A 24419-nucleotide genomic window follows, 5' to 3' on the forward strand; every position below is an offset into this window, starting at 1 on the left:
GCAAGGCTCGGGGCAGGGGTTGTTGCCGCCTTGAGCCTTCGTCTTTCGCCGGTCAGTCCTCCTTTCGAAACTCTCCTTCCAGGACGTCTTTTTCGGCAGGCCACGGCTTTGGCATGGGGCCGTCCATTCGAGTAACGACATTCTCAATGATATAGCGGGCTATTTTTTTGCGCAATTGAGGAACCAGGCAGGCAAAGCCGAGCAGGTCGGTAATGAATCCCGGCGTCAGCAAGAGCGCGCCTCCGGCCAGAATGATTGGGCCTTCGATCATTTCATAAGCGGGCACGATGCCTTGAGCGAGGCTCGCCTGGAAGCGCTGAAAGGTCGCAAGGCCCTGCTGCTTCAATAGCCAGGCGCCGAGCGCGGCGGTAAAAACCACCAGGAAAACGGTCGGCGCTGCGCCGATGACGCCGCCGACCGCAATCAGCAAGTAGATTTCCAGAAAAGGGACAATCAGGACCAGAAGAAACAACCATTGAAAAATTTTCATCGAACCACTCTGTTTCAAAATACTGTCCACACAATATAAAGGCAATTTGGGTCAAATTCTAGGATAATATCGCTCCGGGAATTCCATACCTCTTAAATATGTCAAAAGCTGTTCAAATTATTCTGTGCACCTGTCCCGATCAAGAAACGGCCGAAAACATCGCGCGTCTGCTGATTGAAAGGAATCTGGCCGCGTGCGTGAACATTTTGCCCGGACTGACTTCTTATTACCGATGGCAGGGGCAGATCGAATCGGCGCAAGAGCTTCTGCTGTTGATAAAATCGAGTGGCGCCCGCTATTCGGCGGTGGAAGCGGCCATTCTCGAGAATCACCCTTACGAGCTGCCGGAAATCGTCGCCGTTCCCGTCGAGCAAGGTTTACCCGATTATCTGCATTGGATTGATTCATGTTTATCCGCAAACTGATTTTATTCTGTTTACTCCAACTTGTCGCTCATCCGCTCCTCGCTCAGACTCAGGACGAACTGCTGCCGCCCGAACAGGCTTTCAAGCTGACGGCGAAAGCGCTGCCTGGGAATCGGCTCGAATTCGACTGGAAAGTGGCCGAAGGCTATTCCCTCTACCGCAACAACATGCATTTCGAGTCGAAAACCGACGGCATCCAATTGGCCTCACCGGTTTTTCCCGCCGGTAAAATCAAGCACGACGACATTCTGGGCGATATCGTCCATTATCGGGATCAATTGACCGTTCCGGTCGGGTTTACCGGCGGCAACGGCGTTTCGTCCATGCAGGTGCAGGTCCGCTATCAGGGCTGCGCCGACTGGGGCGTCTGCTATCCGCCTCAGAAAAAGACGATGGAGATCGGCCTGGCCGGAAACGTCTCGGCCGCGAGCGTCAATCCTTTAACCCAACTGGTGCAAGGCATTTCGGGCCTGTTGCCGAAATCCGCCGACGACGCTTTGTTGCCGCCGGACCGGGCTTTTCAATTTTTTGCTTCGGTCAAGGACGGCAATACGCTGCACGTGAACTGGCTGATCGCGGACGGTTATTATCTCTATCGGGATAAAACCGAGCTGGCCCCGGTGAACTCGGGAGCCGTCCGGTTGGGCGGGTTTTCGGTTCCCCGGGGCGAGCCCAAAGAGGATCCCGAGTTCGGCCAGGTGGAAGTCTTTCACAACGAGTTGAGCTTCGACGTGCCTCTTGTCCGGAAGGACAAGGGGCCGGCCACCCTTTCCTTGCAGGCCAAATTCCAGGGCTGCGCCGACCGGGGCGTCTGCTATCCGCCGATGGAAAAGACGGTGGCTCTGGAATTGCCTGCGGTGACCGAGGTTTCGGCCTCCGGCGGCTTCGAGCCGACGGAAGCGGCGGTTTCCGAACAGGACCGGATCGTCCGGTCGCTGCGGCAGGACAGCCTGGGCATGACGCTGCTCAGCTTTTTCGGATTCGGGCTGCTGTTGTCGTTTACTCCCTGCATTTTTCCGATGATTCCGATCCTGTCCGGAATCATTGTCGGGCACCGTCACATCACCACGCTTCGGGCCTTTTTGCTTTCCTTGAGCTATGTCGTGGCCTCGGCTTTAACCTATACGGTTTTCGGCATCCTCGCCGCGCTGTTCGGCAGCAATCTGCAAACCACGTTCCAGCAGCCGTGGATCATCGGTCTGTTCAGTGCGGTATTCGTCGGCTTGTCGCTGTCGATGTTCGGCTTCTATCATCTGGAATTGCCGAAGTCGTGGCAGCTCAAATTGCATAATTCCGGAGAGAGGCATCGCGACGGGTCGCTGATGGGCGCGGCCATCATGGGCGCCCTGTCGTCCCTCATCGTCGGCCCCTGCGTGGCCGCGCCGCTGGCGGCCGCGCTGATTTACATCGGCCAGACCGGCGATGCTGTGCTGGGCGGCAGCGCCTTGTTCACGATGGGCCTGGGCATGGGCGTGCCGTTGTTGCTGCTCGGCGCTTCGGCGGGAAAACTGCTGCCCAGGGCCGGCGACTGGCTGAACTCGACCAAGGCGGTGTTCGGGGTGATCATGCTGGCCGTTGCGGTCTGGATGCTCGGCCGCATTCTGCCGCCGGCGGTCACGATGCTGCTGTGGGCCGCCTTGCTGATCGTTCCGGCCGTTTATCTGAGCGCGCTCGATCCTTTGCCGCACGGCAGCTCCGGCTGGCGCAAGCTGTGGAAGGGGACCGGCCTGATGATGCTGGCCTACGGCCTGTTGTTGTTGATCGGCTTCAGCGGCGGCAACACCAATCCGCTGCAGCCGCTTCAGGGCATCGCCGTCGGCAAGGCGGCCCCGGTCGAAGCGGGCCTGCCCTTCGAACCGGTCGCCAGTCTTGTCGAGCTGGAATCCAGGCTCCGGCAGGCCGGCGCCGAGCATCGGGTCGTCATGCTGGATTTTTACGCGGACTGGTGCATCTCCTGCAAGGAAATGGAAGCCTATACCTTTACCGACCCGAAAGTGAAATCGGCCCTGGCCGGAATGCTGCTGCTGCGGGCGGACGTGACCCGGAATTCGGATGAGGACAAAGCGTTGCTGGCCCGGTTCAATCTGATCGGCCCTCCCGCGATTCTGTTTTTCGGCGAAGGGGGGCATGAAAAATCCTCGCTGCGCGTTATCGGCTACCAGGACAGCGAAACCTTTATCAAATCATTGCAACGGGTAAAATCATGAAACGAACCTTCCTGATCTTGGGAGTTGCCCTGGCGGCGCTGGTCTTGGGCGTTGTTTCCCGGCAACTGTTGACTCCACTTTTTTCGGCGCCGTCCTCGTCGCTGCCCGAGTTCGGCTTTCCCGATCTGTCGGACCGGCAACGCAGCGTGTCCGAATGGCGGGGCAAGGTTCTGGTGCTGAATTTCTGGGCGACCTGGTGTCCGCCGTGCCGCGAAGAGATGCCGGAACTGATCGCGCTGCAAAAGCAATATTCGGAAAAAGGCCTGCAAGTCGTCGGCATTGCCATAGAGGACAAGGAGCCGGTCAGCGAATTTCTCGACTTCGTCGACATGAATTACCCGATTCTGATCGCCGGCGATGCCGGGCTCCCTCTGGCCCGGCAACTGGGCAATACGATGGGCGCGGTCCCTTATACGCTGGTGGTCGACCGGCAGGGACGGATCGTCTACAGCCAGCCGGGGCAAGTCACTAAAGACAAGATGCAGCCAATCATCGAGCCGTTGTTGTAACCGAGCCGCCGTCGCCCGACAACTCCAGAAGATCGATCACGTTCAGCCGGATCGCCAGCCGGGTCAGTTCGATGTCGCTGGCCACGCCGAGCTTGCGTTTGATCAGATAGTGGCAGTTGCATACCGTTTTCGGGCTGATGTTCAGCGTCCGGGCGATGTCGTCCGGGGTTCGGGCTTCGACCAGAAGACGCAATATCTCGAATTCTCTTATCGTCAGCGACTCCAGCGCCAGGTGGCTTCCGCCCAGTTTTTCCAGTGCCAGCGCCTGGGCGATGTCGGGGCTCAGCACAGGACGGCCCGCATGGACGTCCCGGATCGCGCGCAGCAGCATCTCCGGCGGGCTGCTTTTGGTGACATAGCCCAGGGCGCCGGCGCGGCCGGCCTGCACGGCGAAACCGGGATTCTGGTGCATGCTGAACACCAGAATTTTTGCCTCGGCGCACCGCTGTTTGATGCGGCGGATAAGTTCCAGTCCTCCGGCGCCGGGCAGGGACAAGTCGGTAATCACCAGGTCCGGAGTGCATTGCTTGAACTGCCGGTAAGCCTGGGCACCCTCCGCCGCTTCCGCGACCACTTCCAAATCCGGCTGTTTCGCCAGCAAGGCGCGATAGCCTTCCCTGACGATCGCATGATCGTCCACCAGCAGGATTCGGATCAGAGAGGCCGGCGTCATGACGGCGCGTTACTCCCTGGCCGAACCGGCAACTCCACGGCGACAATCAAACCGTGAGGTTCTGCGATGGCCAGCGTCAGGCTCCCCTGCAACGCGTCGACTCGTTCGCGGAGGCCGAGCAGGCCGATGCCGGAGCTTTCGGCGAAAGGCAGACGGGAGGCGATGCCGTCGTCCCGGATCGTTAACGTGACTTTGTCTTCGGTAACCGCGAGCGCCACCTCGGCATTCGCCGCTCTCGAGTGTTTGGCGATGTTGGTCAGGCATTCCTGAACAATCCGGAACAGCGTGATGGCCAGATGTTCGGACAATACCGCGCAGTCGCCGGCCATGGACAGACGGTACCGGGTTTTGCTCTTGCTCCGCGCATTCCATCCCGTGATCAAACTGTTCAGGCTGACGGCCAGTCCCAGCTCGTCCAGCTCGGCGGGCCGCAAACGCCCAAGCAGGCCACGCACGCTGTCCATCATGTGACGGCTGATTCGAGCGACGTGATCGGCTTCCGCAACCAGGACCGGACACTCCCGCTGTGCGGTATGGGCAATGGAGGCGGCGACCGCGTTGATCGCCGCCAGGCATTGCCCGAACTCGTCGTGGAGTTCGCGCGCCAGATGCCGGCGCTCTTCTTCCTGCAGACGAAGCAACTGAACCGCGAGTTTCCGCCGGTCGTCGAGAAGCCGCTGCTGGACGGCCGCCAGTTGATTGATGGCTTCGGCGGTTTGCTTCCATTCCCGCAGCTCGAACGATGGCAGCCGATAGGCCAGATTGCCTTGTTCCATGGTTTCCAGTCCGTCGACAATGATTCCGGCCGGCCGCAGGGCGCGGCTGACGCTCAGCCAGACCAGCACGGACACGGCAGAGACCGTGATGGCGGAAAGCCCGAGCAGACTGCCGATATTGGCCCAGGCCTGAGCGACCTCCGCCTCGACGGTGGAAGAAACCGTCAGCAGCCCGTAAGTGCGATGATTGAAAACGATGGGCCGGTCTACCCGGAAACCGGAATGGAACAGCCATAGATAGGTCGTCTCGAAGCCTTTCGGCCAGGAGCGGGGAGAGGGCCGGGCACCGTTGCACAAGCTGCGGATATTTCCGCCGGCCGAAGCCGCAAAGCGGACACAAATTCCCGGCGTGCCGGCGGTTTCTTTCCAGAGCGAAAAATCCGGAAACCGACTGACGGGCCCGAAGCCCGCGTTGATGCCCAAAAGCTGAATTTCCAGTTGCCGGCCCAACGACTCGGCCGCAGTCTGCAAGGTCTCCCGGATTTGCCGGTCGTTCCGGTACAGCACATAGGCAGAAGTGGCTAACAGACACGCCAGGGCGACCGCAACGATACGGTACAGCAAATGGAGTTGTAGATTCATAATCGGGCTGTTGGGCTCATCATCGGCGATGGCGTCATTCTAAGAGAGCATTCCTCTTCTGAAAAGCGGCTTGCATCAACTCGGGCAAATTGCCCGTGTTTCGGAGGCAAATGTCTGCTTACGGCCCGGCCTTCTTTTCCTACACTGGACCCGTCTCCGGCCGACCCGGCACGAGAGACGGCTCAAATTCGAACAGGACAACTCTGAATATAAAGGTGAAACCAATGACTCATTCTATTTTCGGCAACGCGGACATTCAATGGCAAGCGCTGGACGGTATCGATCATTTGCAGTATTCGATTCTGAACGTCGACCGGCCAAACCGGATCATCGACGTGATTTTCAAGCTGGCCGCCGGCCGACAGATTGTTTTGCACCGGCACAAAGCGCTGAATCATACGCTGGTGATTCAGGGCGAACATCGTCTTTTCGAGGCCGACGGCAAATTGAAGGAAATCAGGGCGGTCGGCAGTTTTACGTCGACTCCGCCCAGCGACGAACCGCATCGGGAAGGAGGCGGCGACGAGGACGCCATCGTTTTTTTCAGCATTCGGGGCAGCGACGGAGTGCTCTACGAGATTCTGGACGACGACCTGAACGTGATTTCGTCGTTGGGCATGCAGGATTTCATCGATTTGTATCGAGCGCAGCCCGTTCGGAGCGGATGCCTGTCTCTGGAGAAAACGTCATGAATCGGCAATCATGGGCTTCCTTCGTTTTATTTCTTTCTTTGACGGCCAGTAGCCTGGGACAGGCTGGAGAACGCATCGCCGTCCTGAATTTTGAACTGAACGACTTGACTTTACTGCCGAATACGCCGCAGGAGCTACGGCGCACCGCATCGATCCGGCCGTTGCTGGAATTGGCATTGCGCGAAGCGGGAGATTTCGAAATCCTCCGTGTCGATGATTCGGACCAGGCCGCAGCCAATGCCGGTTTCGGTTATCTGTTTCGTTATCCCGAGTTTGCGGCCAGTCTCGGCGAGAAAGTCGGCGCGGACTGGGTGATTGTCGGGCAGCACAGCAAACCCGGTTTTTTGTTTTCTTATCTGCTGGCGAATTTGATTCATGTAAAAGACCGGACGATTGCGGTAAGCTATGCGATCGAGCTGAAAGGCCGCCACGAAAAGGTGACCCGAAAAGGAGTAGAATCGTTGGCCGGGCAGATTCGGGAAGCGCTCGCTCAATCGGCGCACTGACTTGACCTTTTTTCTCAGGCTTATTGCCTCACGTTATAACCAAACCTATCGCTGACAAGTGACCGAATCCAATACCACCGGCATTAAACCGCCGGAAAACCCATACGAAAAAGCGCCTCTGGTGGAGGTCGTCGTCGAGGTGCCGCGCGGCAGTTTCCTGAAGCGGGGTTCCGCCGGCGCGCTCGATTATGTGTCGCCGGTTCCCTGCCCTTTCAATTATGGCTCGGTCCCGGCATTTACCGGTCTGGACGGCGATCTGCTGGATGCGGTCGTGCTGGGCCCCAGGCTGCCCCGGGGAGCGAGGGTTCAAGTTCGTGCCTGGGGAGCGGTCGAGCTGATCGATGCCGGACGGCGCGACGACAAGCTGATCTGCGGTTGTGTTCCCGTTCCGCCCTGGAAACGCCGGTTGATTCTTCTGTTTTTTATCGTTTACGCGAAAGCCAAAAGTCTGATCAATCTGGTGAAAGGCAACCAAGGCCGGAACAGTTGCGAAGGCTGGCGCGAGGCTGCGAGCGCATTGGCAAAGGCAAGCCCTCGCCCTAATTCATAAATAGGGTATGCAGTACGGTGATTTCAATTGAATAAATCGAGCTGGACGGCGTTTTGCAACGGCGGCCTGAACAAGCCCGTATTGAAGGGTGGGGAACCGGGAAAAGCCAGCCGCTTCATCGCCAGACGGTAGCGCTGTCTGAGCATGTCGGCGTAGTGGCCGCTGCCGCTCATTCTGACTCCGAAGGCGGAATCGTAGGCCTTGCCGCCGCGGGCTTCGTAAATGCGGTGCAGGATGCGTTCGGCTTTGAGCGGCTCGTGCAGCAAGAGCCATTCCTGAAACAGATCCTTGAGTTCCAGCGGCAGACGCAACAGGACATACCCTGCATCGACCGCGCCCTGATGGCGCGCTTGAGTCAAAATGGCTTCCAGCTCCTCGTCGTTCAGCATCGGAATCAGCGGAGCCAGCAGAACCGTGGCCGGTACGCCGGCGTCGGTCAGGGCGGCCAGCGTTTGCAGCCGCCGGCGCGGAGCCGCGGCCCGCGGCTCCAGTTTGCGCGCCAGGTCCGGCTTCAGGGTGGTGATCGATACGGCGACTTGTGCCAGACCGTGCGCCGCCATTTCCGACAGAATGTCCAGATCCCGTTCGATCAACGACGATTTGGTGACGATGGATACCGGATGACGAGTTTCGTGCAGTATTTCCAGCAGCCGGCGCGTCAAGCCCAGCTTTCGCTCCACCGGCTGGTAGGCGTCGGTATTGATGCCCAGCGCAACCGGCGCAGCTCTGTAGTTCCTGGCGCTCAATTCGTCCTTGAGACGCTGCGGCGCGTCGGGTTTGTAAAACAGCTTGGTTTCGAAATCGAGCCCCGACGACAAGCCCAGATAAGCATGCGTCGGACGTGCGAAGCAATAGACGCAGCCGTGTTCGCAGCCCCGGTAGGGATTGATCGAGCGGTCAAACGGAACGTCCGGCGAACGGTTGTAAGTGATGACGGTTCTGGCCGTGTCGGCGGACAAGGTCGTGGCTAACCGTTCGGGCGGATCTTCGGAATTATGCCAGCCGTCGTCGAAACTCTCGCGGGTTTCGGCCTCGAAACGGCCGCTGCGGTTGCTGGACGCGCCGCGTCCTTTCCTGAATTGCGGCGGCTGTTGGAAGAAAGGTTCGTCGTTCATCTTGTTGTTTGAGCCTTCGAGCGCCGGTTGGACGAGAAAAGCGCTCGGCTGGTCTCCGCTTGGCAAGGATCGATGGCTAATGGTAGCGTTGACGGTGGCATAAGACAAGATTTTCCACGAAAAGCCTTAACGGTCCGTCGGTTTCGTGTTGCGCGGGGCGTTTTTCTGTCGCGTGTAGAAGCAATATACCTGCCTCTATCCCTCAACAATTTATGAAGGCCGAAAAAATTCTAGAAGAGGCGGGGGGAGAACGAACCGGCGCGAATCGGCGGGTTCGAATAGAGACGGGACTGTCTTTCGGCATGAACGCCGGAACGAACTGCGATAACCGGCTTTCTTGCGGAGATTCGCCGGGCGGGCTTCGAATGCGGCTCAGCGCGTACCGAAAACCACAATGGTTTTGCCGTGCGCGGTAATCATTTTTTTATCTTCCAGCTCCTTCAGGACGCGCCCGGCCATTTCTCTGGAACAACCTACCAGTCGTCCGATTTCCTGGCGCGTTATGTGCAGTTGCATGCCGTCGGGATGGGTCATGGCGTCGGGCTCCTTGCAAAGGTCCAGCAGCGTGCGGGCGATGCGCCCTTCCACGTCCAGAAAGGCCAGATCGCCGAAATTGCGGCTGGTGTGCAGCAGGCGATCGGACAACTGCGACCCTAACATAAAAAGTAAGTCCGGCGCGAATTCCAGCAATTCCCTTTTCAGCAGTTGCCGAAAGCGGTCATAGCCGATTTCGGCCAGATGGCAGGCCGTGCGGGTTTTAACGTTGACTTTTCTTACTTCGGCGGCTTTGAACACGCCTATTTCGCCGATGAATTGATTTTTATTGAGATAAGCCAGAATGAGTTCCTGATTGCCTTCCTTGTCCGCCATACCGATACTCACCGATCCGTCGATGATGTAATAGAGCCTGTCTCCGGTGTCTCCCGGCCGGATGACGGTTGCTTTGGCTGGATATTTTTTTTTATGACAGAACTGTAAAAACGCAGTCAAGGCGTCTTTGTTAACTTCGGGTTGAGCAGTTTGTTTCATAAAGAAGCATCCAAGTTATCCATGGGGTGGAATGTTCCATCGACTGGATTAAATTTTAGCAAAAAAATCAATTCGATGCTCTGTCAATACGAATTTCTATGATAATCTATGCCTCATTTTTTTACTGGGGAAGAAATTCATGCGAGCAACAGTCAAATGGGTCGACGGCGTGATGTTCGTCGGCGAGTCGGGTAGCGGCCACGCGGTCGTTATGGACGGCCCTCCCGACCACGGCGGACGCAACATGGGGATTCGCCCGATGGAAATGCTTTTACTGGGAGTAGGCGGTTGTTCGTCGTTTGACGTGGTGCAGATTTTACAGAAAGGCAGAAACGATCTCGTGAAATGCGTTACCGAAATAACCGCCGAACGAGTCGATGCCGTGCCCAGCGTTTTCAGCAAGATTCATCTGCACTTTATTGTTAGCGGCCGTAATTTAAAGGCTTCTGCAGTTGAAAGAGCGGTAAAATTATCCGCTGAGAAATATTGTTCCGCATCCATCATGCTGAGCAAGGCGGCGGTGGACATCACCCACGATTTTGAAGTTATCGAGGTTTAATGAATTGAACAAATTAAAATTACACGGCTTTAACAATCTCACGAAGTCGTTAAGTTTTAACATCTATGATGTATGTTACGCCCCTGCCGAGCAACAGCAGGCCTATATCGATTATATCGACGAAGCTTATAATGCGGACCGTCTGACCCAGATCCTGAAGGACGTGGCTGACATTATCGGCGCTCAAATCTTAAATATCGCCCATCAGGATTACGAGCCTCAAGGCGCCAGCGTGACCATGCTGATTTCGGAAGGCGACGTGGCCCCCACGCAGCACATGCACAGTCAGACTCCCGGCCCTTTGCCGGATACGGTGCTGGCTCATCTGGATAAAAGCCACATCACCGTCCATACCTATCCGGAAAGCCATCCGGACAACGGCATCAGCACGTTCAGGGCCGATATCGACGTGTCGACCTGCGGCCGCATTTCGCCGCTGAAAGCGCTGAACTATCTGATTCACAGCTTCGAATCGGATATCGTCATTATGGACTATAAGGTGCGCGGTTTTACCCGGGACATCACCGGAAAGAAACACTACATCGATCACAACATTACCTCCATTCAAAACTATATCGCCAGGGATACCCAGGAAAGGTATCAGATGATCGACGTGAACGTGTATCAGGAAAATATCTTTCACACCAAAATGATGCTCAAGGAAACCGAGCTGGAAAATTATCTGTTCGTCAAGGAAAGCAATCTGACCGATTTGCAAAAAGACGAGATCGAAAAGAATCTGCGCAAGGAAGTGACCGAGATTTTTTACGGACACAACTACCGCCGGAAAAAAATCAAAGTGGCGGAATAATCCGGAAGTTCCGCATCGATTGCAGACGGTCCGCCTTCGGTAGGCCGGCCGTCTGCCCTTGTTCATCTATGGCGACTGAGCTTGAGCGAAGGTCGTTCTGTTTGTCCGAGGCACATCAATAAACCCCTTCAGAAAGAAGATTTCCGAATTGCCGTGTAATTAATGACTGAGCAGTTCGGTTAGGGCGTCCGCCACTATCCTTTCAAATCCTCTGAGTTTTTTCCGCCGCTTCCTGCAATACTTCCGCGACACGGTTTGGAAAGTCCGAGATCAGGCCGGTGATTCCGGCCTCCAGGAGTTGCCGCATTTGTTTTTTGTCGTTGCAGGTCCAGACGTTGACGCGGCGCCCCGATGCAAGCACGTCGGCCCATCCGGCGGGGTCCGGCTCGCCTTCCAGCGATCCGAGGCCCACGCTGTCGGTGCTCGGATGATAGGCGTCGGCATCGATCCGTTGCAGGTACTCTCGGGGGGAAGCCAGGCGGTCTCCGGTCAATACGGCGGTGGCGATGAGAGGGCTGAGCCGGCGCACGACGACCAATTGCGCATGATCGAACGAAGAAATCAGCACCCGGTTTTCCATCGCCATCGTTTCGACCAGACGGACGACCGCTTCGGCCAAACCGGGATACATGCGCGGGAGGGTTTTAAGTTCGACGTTGACCATCAGCCCCGCCTCTTGCGCAAACTCCAGGGTTTCTTTCAAAGTCGGCAGTTTGATTTGGCCGGAGGCATAATAAGCCAATTCTTCTGTGCTTACGTACCGGTCAAGCTCTTCCTGCGTCACGCCGTGCAAGGGATAGTCGCGGCGGTGGGCAGGAAGCGCCAGTTGTCCGGCATACCAACTGCCGGCGTCGAGCTCGTTCAATTCGTTCCAGGTGAAATCCGAGACATAGTAGGAACTGCGTTCCGGGAATTTCGTTTTAACGTCGGTGCAGCGCCCCAACTGGTCGTCGTGATGCACGACCAGTTCTCCGTCCTTCGACCTGTGCACGTCGATTTCAATCATCGGACAACCGAAGCTGACCGCTTTGGCAAAAGCGGCCAGGGTGTTTTCCGGGGCATACGCGCGCGCGCCGCGATGCGCGATATTCAAGACGCCGGCGCCGCGCATTGGGTCTGTGCCTCTAAGCGGATTCATGGAGAGCATCGGAAGCAGTTTCCGGTCGGATGATCGAAAAGAGCCGCATCGACATTATCTGGACAATTGCTGATAATATTGCGCCAGTTCCCGGATTTCCGCCTCGCTCAACTGTTGGCTGATCAGACGCATCCGGCTGTAAACGTCGTTATGGCGCGTTCCGTTTTTATAAGCGTTCAGCGTGGCGGCAAAATAGTCGGCCTGCTGTCCGGCCAGCGCCGGGATGTCCATTTTCTCGCCTTCTCCGTTTCGTCCGTGGCAGACAAAGCATGAAGGCACCGTCCGCTTGCCGTCGCCTTGATTGACCAATTGTTCCGCGGTTTTTAGCGATTCTTTTCCGGCTTTATTTTTCGGTGCCGGCAAACTTCCGAACCAGATGGCCAGATCGGCCATGTCCTGGTCGCTCAAGCCGGCGGCGAGCGGAGCCATCATGTCGTCCGCGCGGGAGCCGGTTTTGTAATCCTGCAATTGCTTGTAGGTATAGGTCGGCAGTTGTCCGGCTAGCGACGGAGTGTTCGGCATCGCGCTGATCCCCTGCTCGCCGTGGCAGCCGGCGCAAGTTGTCGATAGTTCTTTTCCCTTGACTCCATTGCCGTTCCTGACGAAGCTCAGCAGTTCGGGCGTCCAGGCCACCTGCGAAGAAGGCGCCGCCAGTGCGGAATTCGCGGCGGCAAGGCTCAGCAATATCATTTGTATCATTGTCTTCATCATCAATATCCCCATGCGCTCGAGCCGAAAGTCTCTATAAAGAAGAATTGCAGAATGGGGACGCCGAAGCTGACCGCCATCAGGACGGCAATGACTTTGTTCCAGAATCCGAAATCATTCAGAAAATGGGGCACCCGAGTGACCGGCTGGAACGGTTCGGCGTATTCGATCGTTTCTTCGAAGATTTCATTGCCCGGATTCAGTTGGGTTTTGGCCAGATTGTAGACGAACAGGCAGGCCGAAGACAGCAGCACGAGGCCGCCGAAAATCATCGCCAGTTCGAAAAAATCCCAGGCCAGCGTGAGCGGGCTGTTGTATTCGATTCTGGAGATGCGTCTCGGCTGACCCAGCAAGCCCAACACGTGCCAGGGCGTGGTCAGAATGGCCATGCCGAGGAACCAGGTCCACAATTGCACCAGGGCGACGTCTTTCGAAAATAACGGCTTGCCGGACAGGATAGGCCACAAGTAGTAAGCAATCGCCATGTACATGATGATGACGGTGCCGGCAAATATCAGATGAAAATGGCCAGGCACCCAGGCGGTATTGTGAATCATCGCGTTCATCGCATAGCTGGCGTTGATCAGTCCGCCGAAACCGCCCAGTATCAGCATCAGCAGCGCCAGAATGATCGCTAGCACCATTGTGTTGCGCCAGGGCAGCGCCCCGATCCAGCCGAACAGACCTTTGCCGCCCCGGAGCCTTCCAGCCATCTCCAGCGAGGCGATCACACTGAACGCGGTTACGAAGGTCGGCAGCGTGACCATCAAGGTGCCGATGCCGTGCAGCAGCTTCCAGCCCTTGGCCTGCTCGGGATCCATGTACAAATGGTGGAAACCGATCGGCAGGCTGAACACCACCAGAACCACGAACGCGGCCCTGGCCATTTCGTCACTGAACAAATAACTGCCCGCCTGCTTCGGTACGAATACATAAAAGGCGGTATAAGCCGGAATCAGCCAGAAATAGACGATCGGGTGCAGCGTCCAGGAAAACAGGGTACGCGCGAGCCCGGGATCGATCGTATCCATCCAGCCGAGCGCCCAGGGGATCAACTGAAAGAGGACTTCCATGGCGACGCCGGCGCTGGTCCACAACCAAAGAAAAACATTGGCGACGGTGGCGAACATCGCCAGAGGCATCGGCTTTTCTGGGTTGGCCTGCTTCCACTGCCGCGCCATCATGATCATCACGACGCACCAGAACCAGGAACCGACCACCAGCAGCGTGGCGCCGATGTAGAACAGCCAGTGCGCCTGCACCGGCGGATAAAAGGTGTACAGCACCGAAGCCAAGCCGCTCAGCAGCGGTATCGCCGCCAGCACGGTGCCCAACAAGGCGACGCCGAATCCGGCCCAGGCCAGCTTGATGTTCCAGACCGGTTGCTTCAGGCTGGTCGCCGCGATGTAGTAGCTGAACCCCATGATGAAGAAGGTGGTCAGCACGAATGCCATCAGGACGCCGTGGGTGCTGACCGAAGCGAAATACACCGGCGGCGATTCGATCATCGGCAGAAAGCCGCTGCGTTCCAGCACCTGATAGGCGCCGAGGAAGCAGGCCACGAGAAAGGCCCCGAACGCCACCCACAGATGGTAGAGCGCCAGTTTTTTTTCTACAGCATCATTCATGGGTGTTTCCTCCTTTGGAATCGACGGCGGCCGGCGCGCTCCAGCGTTCTTTGGCGACGACCGAAACATTGCTCCACATATGATCGTGGCCCATGCCGCAGTACTCGTTGCACAGCAACGGATATTCGCCGGGTTTCGGCAGGGTAGTGGTAACTTCCGCGACATAGCCCGGTACGATCATCGTGCTCAGGTTGGTCATCGGCATGTGCACGCCGTGAAGGACGTCCATACTGACCCAACGGAAGGTGATGGGCGTATCGGCAGGAACCGTGATGTGTTTGGGGAAGAAGCCGTAACGGCCTGCAACCATGCGCACGGTGAGCTTGCCGCCTGCGTCCGCCTGAACCCCCAGATTGTCTTCGGCGAATTCCTTGCTGAGATGCAGCCGGGCGGAGTCGACGGTTTCCACCTTGCCGGGAGGATTGATGCCGTGCACGAACGCATCGACGGCGATAATGCCGGAAAACAGAAGGATCATCAGCACGACCACGACGATCCAGCGTCGCTCCAGGGGATCGATGTGAAGGGTGCGAAGCTCCGCGGCGGCCTCCTTCAGGTTCGCGGCAAGTTTTTGTTTGCAAGAGTCGATATTCATGGCCGCCCCTTACTGGATCGCGCCGCGGGGAATGAATACCCCGTAATAGATAAATAGCCAGGCGGCCACCATGCTCAGGCTGACGATAATCATCAACGCCCAGGTGCCCACGGGCGAACCGGTGATGATTTTCTGGCGTTCCTCTTCGCTTAACGGCTCCATACTTTGCCCCCTTTCTCAGTTCATGTAATTTGTTGTTAGGTATGGCCAACGGCTTGATTGTGAATGATTGCGCGAGCGTTGGCTTGCTGCGTTTCTCCCGCAATAATTGTAGGTGATTTACTGGAAATTAACTAATAAAAGATAAGGAATGTCAATTCAATTATCTTGTAAGAACGCGGGGGGCGTACGCATTTGGTAGCGCCGGAAGTATCCACTGGAGCGCCGGTTAGGGCAATGCCTTCTTACAGTGATCGTAAACAAACTCAGGATCCAGGTCGACTCCTGCTTCCCATTCAATCGTATCGAAGACAACTGCAACCTTTTCAAAAGAGCGATAATCTTTAATTCGATTAAAAACGCCAAAATTCAAATATGGCTTCATATCCAATACGCCGCTTTCGCCGTTACTAAAGCTTATGTCAAGCAAGTAATCATCCCGGGGAATACAGTTTTTACTGATGGATACATCATTAGGTCGATTTCTGCCTGTTTAAGCTTGCGTGTGACATCCATCGACCTTTCGACTCATAAACGATGAGGTTTTTCGTTAACTTAGAAAGTCGGCAACAAACAATCTAAACATCCAGATTCGCCACATCCAGCGCGTTCTTGACGATAAAATCCCTACGCGGCTCGACTACGTCGCCCATCAGCGTCGTGAAGATTTCGTCGGCGGCGATGGCGTCTTCGATCTTGACTTGCAGCAGGCGGCGGTTGTTGGCGTCCAGCGTGGTTTCCCAGAGCTGTTCCGGATTCATTTCGCCCAGCCCTTTGTAGCGCTGGATGTGCTGACCTTTCTTGGTCTCCTTCATCATCCAGTCGAAGGCTTCCTTGAAGTTGGCGACCGGTTGCTGTCTCTCGCCCATTTGCAGATAGGAGTTTTCATTGAACATATCCGCCGTCTGTCTGGCGTAATGGGCGATTTCCTGGTAATCCTTGCTGTTGAAAAAACTGGCCGGCAATACGAAGATTTTGGTATTGCCGTGCTCTCTCTTGCTGATACTGACAGAGAAGTCGTGGCTTGTTTTGTAGTCCAGCTCGATTGAAAAGAGGACTTTTTTGTGTTTTCCGGCCAGTTGCTCGCGGATTCCGGCCAGCCAGTCCGAAAGCGGCTGCCGGTCCTGCTTCATTTCCTCGGTCAGCACGGGCGAAGTCATCAGTTGTTCCAGGAAAGTGTCGTCGTAGCGGCGGCCCAAGCGTTTGACGATGTTGACGACGTCGGTGTAGTGCCTGGCCAGTTTCTCCAGGCCCTGGCCTTGTATCGGAGGCAGTCCCGCATCGGTAAAAAGCTGCGCCTTGTCGAGCGCCAGTTGAATCAAGTATTCGTTTAGGGCGCTGTCGTCCTTGACGTAATGCTCCTGTTTGCCTTTCTTCACTTTATACAGCGGCGGCTGGGCAATGTAGATATAGCCCTTTTCGACGATTTCGGGCAGTTGCCGGTAAAAAAACGTCAGCAACAACGTGCGGATGTGCGAGCCGTCGACGTCGGCGTCGGTCATGATGATGATGCGGTGGTAACGCAGCTTGTTCAGGTTGTATTCGTCCTTGCCGATGCCGCAGCCCAGGGCGGTAATCAGCGTGCCGACTTCTTCGGAAGAAAGCATTTTGTCGAAGCGAGCTTTTTCGACGTTGAGAATTTTACCTTTCAGCGGCAAAATGGCTTGGGTCCTGCGGTCGCGGCCCTGTTTGGCCGAGCCGCCCGCGGAATCCCCTTCGACGAGGAACAGTTCGGACAAGGCCGGGTCTTTTTCCTGGCAGTCGGCCAACTTTCCGGGCAATCCGGCGATATCGAGGGTGGTCTTGCGCCGCGTCATTTCGCGGGCCCGCCGCGCCGCTTCCCGTGCCCGGGCCGCATCGATCACCTTGGATACGACGATTTTGGCGATTTGCGGCCTTTCCAGCAGAAACTCCTGGAATTTTTCGGTCATCGCCGACTCCACCAGAGGCTTGACTTCCGAAGAGACCAGTTTGTCCTTGGTCTGGGAAGAGAATTTTGGATCCGGCACTTTGACCGACAGAACCGCGGTCAAGCCTTCCCTGGCGTCGTCGCCGCTGGGCGATACTTTCTCTTTTTTCGCCAGGCCGCTGGATTCGATGTACTGGTTGAGCGTCCGGGTGAGCGCGCTTCGGAATCCGGCCAGATGGCTGCCGCCGTCGCGTTGCGGAATGTTGTTGGTATAGCAGAATACGTTTTCCTGGTACGAATCGTTCCATTGCATGGCGACTTCGACGGCGACGCCTTCTTTTTCCGAAATGAAATGAAACACTTCAGGAAACAGCGGCGTTTTGTTTTTGTTCAGATGTTCCACGAAAGCGGAAATGCCGCCTTCAAATTCGAAGACGTCCGATTTTCCGCTTCTTTCGTCTTCAAGGCTAATGCGCACGCCGGAATTCAGGAAGGACAGTTCGCGTAATCGTTTCGATAGAATGTCGTAATGAAACTCGACGTCGGTAAAGGTTTTGGGGCTGGGTTTGAAGTTGATCAACGTGCCCGAGCCCTCGGCAGGCCCTACGTCCGCCAGCGGAGCGGCGGGTTCGCCCATGACGTATTTTTGTTTGTGAAGGCGCCCGTTCTTGCGGATCTCCAGGTTCAGCTCTTCGGACAAGGCGTTGACGACCGAAACGCCGACGCCGTGAAGGCCGCCCGAGACTTTATAAGCATTGGCGTCGAATTTTCCGCCGGCATGCAGCACGGTCATGATTACTTCGGCGGCCGAACGGCCTTCTTCCTCGTGAATGTCGACGGGAATGCCGCGGCCGTCGTCCGCTACGGTGACCGAGCCGTTGTTATGGATCACCACCTTGACTTCTTTGCAGTAGCCGGCGAGCGCTTCATCGATGGAGTTGTCCACCACTTCGAATACCATGTGATGCAGTCCGGTACCGTCGTCGGTGTCGCCGATATACATGCCTGGACGCTTTCTGACCGCGTCCAGTCCTTTTAATACCTGAATGTTGGAGCTGTCGTATTGATCTTTACTTTTCTCTTGTTCGATCTCATTACTCATGTGTGTTCCTGTTGGCTGATGCTTTGTCGATGTTCCACGTGGAACATCAAACCGGGGTTATGTTTCCATGTTCCACATGGAACATTTTGTAATCCTTCAAGGCCGTCAAATCGCCGAATTCGTTGACTTCAGTGGCCGTGATAAAAACCTGGCAATTCATCGCGGATAAATGCTCCAATAGCCTGGCTCGATTGAACGCGTCCAACTCGGCCGCAAAGTCGTCGATGAGAATGCAGCCGGGGTCTCCGGATTCATTGGCCAGCAGCCTTACCTGGGCCAGCTTCAGGCTGATTACCAGTAATTTTAGCTGGCCGCGCGAGATAATATCTTTCGCCGGCTTGTCGTTGATTAGAATCTGCAGATCGGCTCTGTGCGGGCCGCTCTGAGTAAAGCCGTAGCGGAGGTCCTTTTCAATATCGTTTTTGAGCGTCTGCGATAAATCTTCAGCAGGATCCCAGCCGGCAGCCAGCTTTAAGTCAATGCCTTCGATTGCGAGGAAATGATTGAAAATCTCGATAAAAACGGGCTTGAGTTGGAGCAGATAGTTCCGGCGACATTCCTGTACTATTGTACCGTAATAAGCCAGCTCTTTATCCCAGATGTGGATGTGCTGCGGATTTTTCGATTTGATCAGGGAGTTTCGTTGCAGCAGGGCTTTTTTATAATTTCGCCAGGCGGGCAAAAAAGCCCGGTCATGGTTGAAGACGCCCCAGTCGAGGAATTCTCTGCGGACTTGTGGACCGGCTTCGAGCAGTTCGTAGCTTTTCGGATAAATCAATTGCAGAGGCAGGGCGTAAGCCAGGCCGGCTCGGTTGGGTGCGGACTGGTGATTGATGCGGCAACTGAACGTTTTGTAATCCATCCGCACTCCCAGGTGCAGAGGCGCTTCCTGCACGGTAACGCCTTGCGCGGTGACGATCAGATGATCATGGCCAAAATGGATGACGGATTTGGGCGAGGCGGACCGGAAGGATTTGGCGCGGCCCAGGATGAATAAGGCTTCGAGGAACGCGCTTTTGCCGCTGGCATTTTCTCCATAAATAAAGTTTATTCGAGGAGACGGTGTAAGAGTCGCATGTTGGATATTTCTGACGGAGCGAATATCCAGCTTTAACAAAGTCATCGCCGGAGTGCTACAGCCTCATCGGCATGACGATGAATTTGTAGGCGAGCTCTTCGGGTTCATTGATAAAGCAACTGCTGGCGTTGGCTGCTACGGTCAGCACGGCCTGCTCCGAGTCGAGATTGGTCACAGCGTCGAGCAAGTATTGCGCATTGAAGGAGATGGTCAGCGGTTCGCCGCTGTAGTCGATGTTCAGCTCCTCTTCCGCCTCGTCCTGTTCCGGATTGTGCGCGCTGATCCTGATGCTTTCCGGCAGAATGTCCAGCGTTACTCCTTTGTATTTTTCATTCGACAGGATCGCAACCCGGGTTAAGGCTTCCTTTAGCGGCTGCTTTTGAATTTGAATGGGCGTGAAAAAGGATTGCTGGAATACTTTGCCAAAGTCCGGATATTTTGAATCGACCAGCTTGGCGGAAAACACCAGATGATCGATATAAATCTTGATGTTGTTTCCCGAAAACTGAACCTTCAAGTCGGCGTCCGGGTTGTCCAGCAAGCGGGCCAGTTCGATGACGCCTTTTCTGGGAAGGATGATTCGGGCTTCGATGCCGGTCGGCTGATCGAGAAGATCTTCATAAATGGCCAGCCGATGGCCGTCCGAAGCCACGAGCCGGAGTTTGGAGTTGGAAATATGGAGCAGCAGGCCGTTCAGATAGTAGCGAACGTCCTGGTTGGCCATGCAGAACATGGTCTTGTCCAGCGCTTTTCTGAATTTTCCCGCGTTGACGGAAAACTGCTGATCCAGTGCCGATTCGGAGAATTCGGGATAATTATCGGCCGGCAGGCAGGTCAGGGAAAACCGGCTGCGGTGAGAAAGAATTTTCATTTTATCGCCTTGCTGTTCGATCCTGATTTCTGCGCCATTCGGCAAAAGCCGGCAAATGTCGAGAAACTTTCTTGCCGGCACGGTAATGGCGCCGGGCGAGGCGGTTTCAATGTCGATTTTGGCGACCAGTTGAATCTCGAGATCGGTTCCCGTCAAAATCAATTGATCGGCTTCGATCACCATCAGTACGTTGGAGAGAATCGGCATCGTCTGCCTTTTTTCGATCACGCTGACGATTTGTTGCAGAGGCGGCAGGAGGACATCCCTAGTAATATTAAATTTCATAACTCAATCAGGCTAAATGACATAAATTGGACCGCGCGGGCCGATATCGGTTGTTTCTCACCGGGTAACTGCCATGGCTGGCTGTAACTCGATTAATGAGACAGAGTCCGCAGCAAATTGGAATAATCTTCCGCCATCTTGGGATCGGCTTCCTTGAGTTCCTGGATTCTTTTGCAGGCATTGATGACGGTGGTATGGTCGCGCCCGCCGAAGGCTTCGCCGATTTCAGGCAGACTGTGCGACGTCAGCTCCCTGGCCAGGCTCATTGCGATCTGGCGCGGACGGGTAATGGACTGCCGCCGGTTTTTTGCGGAAAGATCGGCCACTCGTATCTTGAAATATTCGGCCACGGTTTTTTGTATGTTGTCGATGTTGACCAGTTTGTCCTGCAGCGAGATCAGGTCGTGCAGGGCCTCTTTGGTAAAATCGATGTTAATTTTCTGCCCGGTAAACTGGGAGTTGGCAATAACCCGCCGCAGCGCGCCTTCCAGGTCGCGGACATTGGAAGGGATTCTTCGGGCAATGAAAAAGGCCACTTCCTGAGGCAGGTCGACATTCACCAGAGCCGCTTTCTTCATTAAAATGGCGGCCCGGGTCTCCATGTCCGGCGGTTCGATAGAAACGGGCAATCCCCAGCCGAATCGCGATTTCAACCGGTCCTCAAGGCCGACGATTTCCTTGGGGTATTTGTCGCAGGTCAGAACCACCTGGTGCTTCTTTTCCAGTAAAGTATTAAAGGTATGAAAGAACTCTTCCTGAGAGCGTTCCTTGCCGGCAAAGAACTGGATGTCGTCGATCAGGAGAACATCCACGCCGCGGTAGAATTCCTTGAAACTGTTGATGGCGTTTTGCTGAAGGGCTTTCACCATGTCCTGGACGAATTTTTCGGAATGCAGATAAATAATCTTGGCGGCCGGATTTTTCTGCATGACCGCATTGCCGATCGCATGCATCAAGTGCGTCTTGCCCAGTCCGGAACTGCCGTAAATCAACAGCGGGTTATAGGCTTTGCCGATATTCTCGGCCACCTGAGTGGACGCGGCCCGCGCCAGTTGATTCGATTTACCTTCGACAAAGTTGTCGAAGGTAAAGGCTTTGTTCAAAAAGTTGGGTTGCGGCTTCTTGGCTTCGGGCGATTGAGCGATCTTGACCGGAGTCGGAGCAACCGATTTTTTGGTGCCGATCTCCAGATTCAATTCCAGAGCGCCGTTGGAAAACTCATGGATGGTTTCTTCTATTTTGGCAAAATGATGTTCCTTAACCCAATCCAGAACGAACCGGTTGGGCGCCAAGAGTTTGAGTTGGCCGTCACTTTCTATGGCTTGCAGAGGGCGAATCCAGGTGCTGAAATCCGAGCTGGAGATTTCGTTTTCAAGTTTAGAAAGGCAGTTATTCCAGATTGAGCTCATTACGGTATAAGATACTGAATTTTATGATTGAGTGCGTGCGCTTGGCTGATACTATACAGCAATAAAACAATGCACTACAGAATTGACAGTCTAATCGGTTTATTTTATCATCCCCAGTCTTTTTTATCTGTTTTTGTTAACTTTCAACGATCAGGCTTGTAAATACCATGAAAAGAACATATCAACCCAGCAAAATCAAACGTGCCAGAACTCACGGATTTCGCGCCAGAATGGCGACGGTCGGCGGCCGCAAGGTTTTGAGCGCCCGTAGAGCCAAAGGACGCGCCAAATTAACGGTTTAGTTTCTTATTGCGTGACGGCCCGCGATTTTGGTTTCCCCCCGCAGTTAAGATTGAAGAAGCCGGATGAATATAAAAAGGTTTTCGCCAGTCCTGTAAAATCCAGTGATCAGTATTTTACCCTTTTAGCCGTTCGGAATGAGTTCGATCATCCGAGGCTGGGCTTGGCGATTGCCAAAAAAAATATAAAAAAGGCAGTGAACAGGAACGTCATTAAACGGACTGTGCGGGAAAACTTTAGAATCCAGCAACGAAATTTGGGGGGTATGGACATTGTCGTTCTGGCACGCCGGGACGCTGTAGACGCTCCGCTGGAATTATTGAGAAAGTCACTGGACAGGCATTGGCTCAGGCTGATATCCCGATGCGCTTCACGCTCATAGCGATCATAAAGTGTTACAAATACTTTATCAGTCCCTTGCTTGGGGATCATTGTCGCTTCTATCCAAGCTGTTCGAGTTATTCCATAGAAGCTCTTCAGCGCCACGGCGCCCTTCCCGGCTTGTATCTGACTTTTAAAAGATTATTGAAATGCCATCCTTTTCATCCAGGCGGCATTGATCCTGTTCCAGAAAAATTTGGTAATAAAAATGGATAATATAAGGTTTATACTGATCGTCACTTTTGGCATGCTGGTGTTCATGCTTTACCAAGCATGGCAGCAAGATTACGGCCCCAAACCTCCGGTTGCCACGGTGGAACAGCCGGCGGTCGATCATTCGAAGGAGGACTTGCCTTCGGCGGCAAGCGCCACGCCTTCCGCCCCTGCAGCAACGGAAGGCCAGGCTCCGGCTCCTGCCGCAGCGGCAGCCAAAACGCCGGAGAGCAAAGCGATTACCGTGCGGACCGACGTGCTGGCCTTGCAGATTGATCTACAGGGCGGCAGCATTCAGAATCTGGACTTGCTGGCTTATCCGGTGGAGAAACCCAACACCTACGTCAACAGCCTGCGTAAAATGTTCGGCTTTTCGGAAGCGAAAACCGATCTTTCGCCTGTCCGTCTCTTTAACAGCAGCCAGGAAAAACTCTTCGTTGCCCAAAGCGGCCTGATCGCAGGATCGGGTTCTGCCGCCGCGGCCGACCATCACGCCCCTTTTACCTCGGGTCAGGAAACTTATACTTTGGCACCCGGCCAGGATACCCTGACGGTGCCTTTGACCTGGACCGACAGTAAGGGACTTGCCGTAACCAAACTTTATACGTTCAAGCGCGGCAGCTATGAAATCAAGCTGGATCAGAAAGTCGCCAACCAGTCAGCGGCTCCGTGGACAGGGAGACAGTACAGCCAACTGCTCAGAACGCCCGATATAGAAAAGCAGGGCAGCATGCTTGCAGGAGGAATGCGCGCCTACAACGGGGGCGTCGTCTATACCCAAAAGGAAAAATACCAGAAGATCAGCTTCGACGACATGGCCGAGGACAATCTGGATGCTACCAGCCAGGGTGGATGGGCGGCCTTCATTCAGCATTATTTTGCTTCGGCATGGATTCCTCCGGCCGATCAGGAAAATCATTTTTACACCAAGGCGCTTCCGGACCAACGGTTTGTGATCGGATCGTATTCGCCGGCGGTAACCGTGGCTCCGAATTCGGAGGCCACCTTGACGTCCCGGTTGTTCGCCGGACCGAAAATTCAGCCGGTCATGGAGCAGATTGCGCCGGGGCTCGAGCTGACGGTGGATTACAGCGTGCTGACTTTCATCGGCAAACCCATTTACTGGTTGCTGAATCAAATTCATAACCTGTTCGGCAACTGGGGCATTGCCATCATCGGCGTCACTCTGGTGATTAAGGCGCTGATGTTCCCGTTGACGCAAGCCAGCTTCAAATCGATGGCCAAAATGCGGAAAGTCCAGCCGCGCTTGAAAGAACTGCAGGAGCGATTCGCCGACGACCGTCCCCGCTTCAACCAGGAAATGATGGCGCTGTACAAAAAAGAGCAGGTGAATCCTTTGGGCGGCTGTTTGCCTTTACTGCTGCAGATTCCGGTCTTTATGTGCCTGTACTGGGTGCTCGGCGAAACCGTTGAATTCCGTCAGGCGCCTTTTGCGTTGTGGATTCAGGATTTGTCGGTAATGGATCCTTTCTACGTGCTGCCGCTGATCATGGGCGTCACGATGAAAATCCAGCAAGGGCTCAATCCGGCTCCGATCGATCCGGTTCAGGCGAAGGTGATCAAGATGTTCCCGATCATTTTCACCATCTTCTTCCTGTTCTTTCCGGCAGGTCTGGTTCTGTACTGGGTGGTCAACAATACCCTGTCCATCTTCCAGCAAATGTACATTTCAAAGAAAATAGAACAGTCCGCATAAAA

The 24419-nt window shown here is 55.1% G+C and carries 27 protein-coding genes; 12 read left to right on the forward strand and 15 right to left on the reverse strand.

Annotated features, from left to right (window positions below):
* Window positions 1-52: 52 nt before the first annotated feature.
* Window positions 53-490 carry an FxsA family protein gene (locus tag A3OW_RS0116945; RefSeq protein ID WP_020564639.1) on the reverse strand — a complete coding sequence of 146 codons (438 nt, stop codon included), beginning with the start codon at window positions 488-490 and terminating at the stop codon, window positions 53-55.
* 98 nt (window positions 491-588) lie between these two features.
* Here A3OW_RS0116945 and cutA point away from each other — a divergent pair, with 98 nt between their 5' ends.
* From cutA to A3OW_RS0116960, 3 genes are read left to right on the forward strand one after another with little or no spacing between them, the layout of a single operon-like run.
* Window positions 589-915 (forward strand): divalent-cation tolerance protein CutA, encoded by a 327-nt coding sequence (gene cutA / locus A3OW_RS0116950; RefSeq protein WP_020564640.1) that lies wholly within the window; start codon window positions 589-591, stop codon window positions 913-915.
* On the forward strand, window positions 897-3122 hold the full coding sequence (dsbD, locus tag A3OW_RS0116955; RefSeq protein ID WP_020564641.1) for a protein-disulfide reductase DsbD: 2226 nt from the start codon (window positions 897-899) through the stop codon (window positions 3120-3122). Before cutA ends, dsbD begins: the two co-directional genes overlap by 19 nt.
* Window positions 3119-3631 (forward strand): TlpA family protein disulfide reductase, encoded by a 513-nt coding sequence (locus tag A3OW_RS0116960; RefSeq protein ID WP_020564642.1) that lies wholly within the window; start codon window positions 3119-3121, stop codon window positions 3629-3631. The genes dsbD and A3OW_RS0116960 overlap by 4 nt, the downstream gene beginning before the upstream one ends.
* On the opposite strand, the gene A3OW_RS0116965 is transcribed toward A3OW_RS0116960, so the two are convergent.
* Together A3OW_RS0116965 and A3OW_RS0116970 are read right to left on the reverse strand one after the other, a co-directional pair.
* Window positions 3612-4304: a response regulator gene (locus A3OW_RS0116965; RefSeq protein ID WP_020564643.1), complete on the reverse strand. Its 693-nt coding sequence runs from the start codon at window positions 4302-4304 to the stop codon at window positions 3612-3614. The two genes, A3OW_RS0116960 and A3OW_RS0116965, sit on opposite strands and share 20 nt — an antisense overlap.
* Complete coding sequence (locus A3OW_RS0116970; protein WP_020564644.1) at window positions 4301-5662, reverse strand: sensor histidine kinase; 1362 nt, start codon at window positions 5660-5662, stop codon at window positions 4301-4303. The genes A3OW_RS0116965 and A3OW_RS0116970 overlap by 4 nt, the downstream gene beginning before the upstream one ends.
* 224 nt (window positions 5663-5886) lie before the next feature.
* Here A3OW_RS0116970 and A3OW_RS0116975 point away from each other — a divergent pair, with 224 nt between their 5' ends.
* The 3 genes from A3OW_RS0116975 to A3OW_RS0116985 are packed head-to-tail and all read left to right on the forward strand — an operon-like array spanning window position 5887 to window position 7410.
* Window positions 5887-6354, forward strand: a complete 468-nt coding sequence (locus A3OW_RS0116975; protein WP_020564645.1) for a cupin domain-containing protein — start codon at window positions 5887-5889, stop codon at window positions 6352-6354.
* Complete coding sequence (locus A3OW_RS0116980; RefSeq protein WP_020564646.1) at window positions 6351-6860, forward strand: DUF2380 domain-containing protein; 510 nt, start codon at window positions 6351-6353, stop codon at window positions 6858-6860. Before A3OW_RS0116975 ends, A3OW_RS0116980 begins: the two co-directional genes overlap by 4 nt.
* Window positions 6861-6918: 58 nt before the next feature.
* A complete protein-coding gene (locus A3OW_RS0116985; protein ID WP_020564647.1) occupies window positions 6919-7410 on the forward strand; it encodes an inorganic diphosphatase in 492 nt (163 codons plus the stop codon).
* 23 nt (window positions 7411-7433) lie between these two features.
* Here the strand turns inward: A3OW_RS0116985 and A3OW_RS0116990 are convergent, their stop codons facing one another.
* Both A3OW_RS0116990 and crp read right to left on the reverse strand, forming a co-directional pair.
* Window positions 7434-8633, reverse strand: coding sequence for a PA0069 family radical SAM protein (locus tag A3OW_RS0116990; protein WP_232422397.1), 1200 nt, complete (start codon window positions 8631-8633; stop codon window positions 7434-7436).
* 264 nt (window positions 8634-8897) lie between these two features.
* Window positions 8898-9554 carry a cAMP-activated global transcriptional regulator CRP gene (gene crp / locus A3OW_RS0116995; RefSeq protein ID WP_020564649.1) on the reverse strand — a complete coding sequence of 219 codons (657 nt, stop codon included), beginning with the start codon at window positions 9552-9554 and terminating at the stop codon, window positions 8898-8900.
* A 139-nt stretch (window positions 9555-9693) separates the two neighbouring features.
* Here crp and A3OW_RS0117000 point away from each other — a divergent pair, with 139 nt between their 5' ends.
* On the forward strand, window positions 9694-10113 hold the full coding sequence (locus tag A3OW_RS0117000; RefSeq protein WP_020564650.1) for an OsmC family protein: 420 nt from the start codon (window positions 9694-9696) through the stop codon (window positions 10111-10113).
* A 4-nt stretch (window positions 10114-10117) separates the two neighbouring features.
* A complete protein-coding gene (gene speD, locus A3OW_RS0117005) occupies window positions 10118-10924 on the forward strand; it encodes an adenosylmethionine decarboxylase (protein WP_020564651.1) in 807 nt (268 codons plus the stop codon).
* Between the two features lie 202 nt (window positions 10925-11126).
* Here speD and A3OW_RS0117010 read toward each other — a convergent pair whose 3' ends face one another.
* The 10 genes from A3OW_RS0117010 to dnaA form a co-directional block, all read right to left on the reverse strand.
* Window positions 11127-12062, reverse strand: coding sequence for a glycerophosphodiester phosphodiesterase (locus A3OW_RS0117010; protein ID WP_033411776.1), 936 nt, complete (start codon window positions 12060-12062; stop codon window positions 11127-11129).
* Window positions 12063-12116: 54 nt separating this feature from the next.
* Entirely contained in the window at window positions 12117-12770 is a 654-nt protein-coding gene (locus A3OW_RS0117015) for a c-type cytochrome (protein ID WP_033412783.1), read from the reverse strand.
* A gap of 2 nt (window positions 12771-12772) precedes the next feature.
* On the reverse strand, window positions 12773-14398 hold the full coding sequence (locus tag A3OW_RS0117020) for a b(o/a)3-type cytochrome-c oxidase subunit 1 (RefSeq protein WP_020564654.1): 1626 nt from the start codon (window positions 14396-14398) through the stop codon (window positions 12773-12775).
* Window positions 14391-14993: a cupredoxin domain-containing protein gene (locus A3OW_RS0117025; RefSeq protein WP_020564655.1), complete on the reverse strand. Its 603-nt coding sequence runs from the start codon at window positions 14991-14993 to the stop codon at window positions 14391-14393. Before A3OW_RS0117025 ends, A3OW_RS0117020 begins: the two co-directional genes overlap by 8 nt.
* 9 nt (window positions 14994-15002) lie before the next feature.
* Window positions 15003-15155 carry a hypothetical protein gene (locus A3OW_RS28335; RefSeq protein WP_020564656.1) on the reverse strand — a complete coding sequence of 51 codons (153 nt, stop codon included), beginning with the start codon at window positions 15153-15155 and terminating at the stop codon, window positions 15003-15005.
* Between the two features lie 226 nt (window positions 15156-15381).
* Window positions 15382-15537 (reverse strand): DUF2442 domain-containing protein, encoded by a 156-nt coding sequence (locus tag A3OW_RS26080; protein WP_332309815.1) that lies wholly within the window; start codon window positions 15535-15537, stop codon window positions 15382-15384.
* A gap of 193 nt (window positions 15538-15730) precedes the next feature.
* Complete coding sequence (gyrB, locus tag A3OW_RS0117040; RefSeq protein WP_020564658.1) at window positions 15731-18163, reverse strand: DNA topoisomerase (ATP-hydrolyzing) subunit B; 2433 nt, start codon at window positions 18161-18163, stop codon at window positions 15731-15733.
* 46 nt (window positions 18164-18209) lie between these two features.
* Window positions 18210-19286 carry a DNA replication/repair protein RecF gene (gene recF, locus A3OW_RS0117045; RefSeq protein ID WP_020564659.1) on the reverse strand — a complete coding sequence of 359 codons (1077 nt, stop codon included), beginning with the start codon at window positions 19284-19286 and terminating at the stop codon, window positions 18210-18212.
* A 10-nt stretch (window positions 19287-19296) separates the two neighbouring features.
* Complete coding sequence (gene dnaN / locus A3OW_RS0117050; protein ID WP_020564660.1) at window positions 19297-20397, reverse strand: DNA polymerase III subunit beta; 1101 nt, start codon at window positions 20395-20397, stop codon at window positions 19297-19299.
* Window positions 20398-20489: 92 nt separating this feature from the next.
* Window positions 20490-21806: a chromosomal replication initiator protein DnaA gene (dnaA, locus tag A3OW_RS0117055; protein ID WP_020564661.1), complete on the reverse strand. Its 1317-nt coding sequence runs from the start codon at window positions 21804-21806 to the stop codon at window positions 20490-20492.
* Window positions 21807-21973: 167 nt separating this feature from the next.
* Here dnaA and rpmH point away from each other — a divergent pair, with 167 nt between their 5' ends.
* From rpmH to yidC, 4 genes are read left to right on the forward strand one after another with little or no spacing between them, the layout of a single operon-like run.
* Window positions 21974-22108 carry a 50S ribosomal protein L34 gene (rpmH, locus tag A3OW_RS0117060; protein WP_020564662.1) on the forward strand — a complete coding sequence of 45 codons (135 nt, stop codon included), beginning with the start codon at window positions 21974-21976 and terminating at the stop codon, window positions 22106-22108.
* A gap of 11 nt (window positions 22109-22119) precedes the next feature.
* Entirely contained in the window at window positions 22120-22488 is a 369-nt protein-coding gene (rnpA, locus tag A3OW_RS0117065; protein WP_026223681.1) for a ribonuclease P protein component, read from the forward strand.
* Window positions 22470-22703: a membrane protein insertion efficiency factor YidD gene (yidD, locus tag A3OW_RS27320; protein ID WP_083918240.1), complete on the forward strand. Its 234-nt coding sequence runs from the start codon at window positions 22470-22472 to the stop codon at window positions 22701-22703. The genes rnpA and yidD overlap by 19 nt, the downstream gene beginning before the upstream one ends.
* On the forward strand, window positions 22696-24417 hold the full coding sequence (gene yidC / locus A3OW_RS0117070) for a membrane protein insertase YidC (protein ID WP_026223682.1): 1722 nt from the start codon (window positions 22696-22698) through the stop codon (window positions 24415-24417). Before yidD ends, yidC begins: the two co-directional genes overlap by 8 nt.
* The last annotated feature ends 2 nt before the right edge of the window (window positions 24418-24419 follow it).

The sequence above is a fragment of the Methylosarcina fibrata AML-C10 genome (assembly GCF_000372865.1).
GTDB lineage: Bacteria > Pseudomonadota > Gammaproteobacteria > Methylococcales > Methylomonadaceae > Methylosarcina > Methylosarcina fibrata.

What these genes read in the sequence shown, in the direction of transcription:
- A3OW_RS0116945 (WP_020564639.1), bottom strand. Translation starts at nt 490, where the DNA reads ATGAAAATTTTTCAATGGTTGTTTCTTCTGGTCCTGATTGTCCCTTTT.
- cutA (WP_020564640.1), top strand. Translation starts at nt 589, where the DNA reads ATGTCAAAAGCTGTTCAAATTATTCTGTGCACCTGTCCCGATCAAGAA.
- dsbD (WP_020564641.1), top strand. Translation starts at nt 897, where the DNA reads ATGTTTATCCGCAAACTGATTTTATTCTGTTTACTCCAACTTGTCGCT.
- A3OW_RS0116960 (WP_020564642.1), top strand. Translation starts at nt 3,119, where the DNA reads ATGAAACGAACCTTCCTGATCTTGGGAGTTGCCCTGGCGGCGCTGGTC.
- A3OW_RS0116965 (WP_020564643.1), bottom strand. Translation starts at nt 4,304, where the DNA reads ATGACGCCGGCCTCTCTGATCCGAATCCTGCTGGTGGACGATCATGCG.
- A3OW_RS0116970 (WP_020564644.1), bottom strand. Translation starts at nt 5,662, where the DNA reads ATGAATCTACAACTCCATTTGCTGTACCGTATCGTTGCGGTCGCCCTG.
- A3OW_RS0116975 (WP_020564645.1), top strand. Translation starts at nt 5,887, where the DNA reads ATGACTCATTCTATTTTCGGCAACGCGGACATTCAATGGCAAGCGCTG.
- A3OW_RS0116980 (WP_020564646.1), top strand. Translation starts at nt 6,351, where the DNA reads ATGAATCGGCAATCATGGGCTTCCTTCGTTTTATTTCTTTCTTTGACG.
- crp (WP_020564649.1), bottom strand. Translation starts at nt 9,554, where the DNA reads ATGAAACAAACTGCTCAACCCGAAGTTAACAAAGACGCCTTGACTGCG.
- A3OW_RS0117000 (WP_020564650.1), top strand. Translation starts at nt 9,694, where the DNA reads ATGCGAGCAACAGTCAAATGGGTCGACGGCGTGATGTTCGTCGGCGAG.
- A3OW_RS0117010 (WP_033411776.1), bottom strand. Translation starts at nt 12,062, where the DNA reads ATGAATCCGCTTAGAGGCACAGACCCAATGCGCGGCGCCGGCGTCTTG.
- A3OW_RS0117015 (WP_033412783.1), bottom strand. Translation starts at nt 12,770, where the DNA reads ATGAAGACAATGATACAAATGATATTGCTGAGCCTTGCCGCCGCGAAT.
- A3OW_RS0117020 (WP_020564654.1), bottom strand. Translation starts at nt 14,398, where the DNA reads ATGAATGATGCTGTAGAAAAAAAACTGGCGCTCTACCATCTGTGGGTG.
- A3OW_RS0117025 (WP_020564655.1), bottom strand. Translation starts at nt 14,993, where the DNA reads ATGAATATCGACTCTTGCAAACAAAAACTTGCCGCGAACCTGAAGGAG.
- A3OW_RS28335 (WP_020564656.1), bottom strand. Translation starts at nt 15,155, where the DNA reads ATGGAGCCGTTAAGCGAAGAGGAACGCCAGAAAATCATCACCGGTTCG.
- A3OW_RS26080 (WP_332309815.1), bottom strand. Translation starts at nt 15,537, where the DNA reads ATGAAGCCATATTTGAATTTTGGCGTTTTTAATCGAATTAAAGATTAT.
- gyrB (WP_020564658.1), bottom strand. Translation starts at nt 18,163, where the DNA reads ATGAGTAATGAGATCGAACAAGAGAAAAGTAAAGATCAATACGACAGC.
- recF (WP_020564659.1), bottom strand. Translation starts at nt 19,286, where the DNA reads ATGACTTTGTTAAAGCTGGATATTCGCTCCGTCAGAAATATCCAACAT.
- dnaN (WP_020564660.1), bottom strand. Translation starts at nt 20,397, where the DNA reads ATGAAATTTAATATTACTAGGGATGTCCTCCTGCCGCCTCTGCAACAA.
- dnaA (WP_020564661.1), bottom strand. Translation starts at nt 21,806, where the DNA reads ATGAGCTCAATCTGGAATAACTGCCTTTCTAAACTTGAAAACGAAATC.
- rpmH (WP_020564662.1), top strand. Translation starts at nt 21,974, where the DNA reads ATGAAAAGAACATATCAACCCAGCAAAATCAAACGTGCCAGAACTCAC.
- yidD (WP_083918240.1), top strand. Translation starts at nt 22,470, where the DNA reads ATGCGCTTCACGCTCATAGCGATCATAAAGTGTTACAAATACTTTATC.
- yidC (WP_026223682.1), top strand. Translation starts at nt 22,696, where the DNA reads ATGGATAATATAAGGTTTATACTGATCGTCACTTTTGGCATGCTGGTG.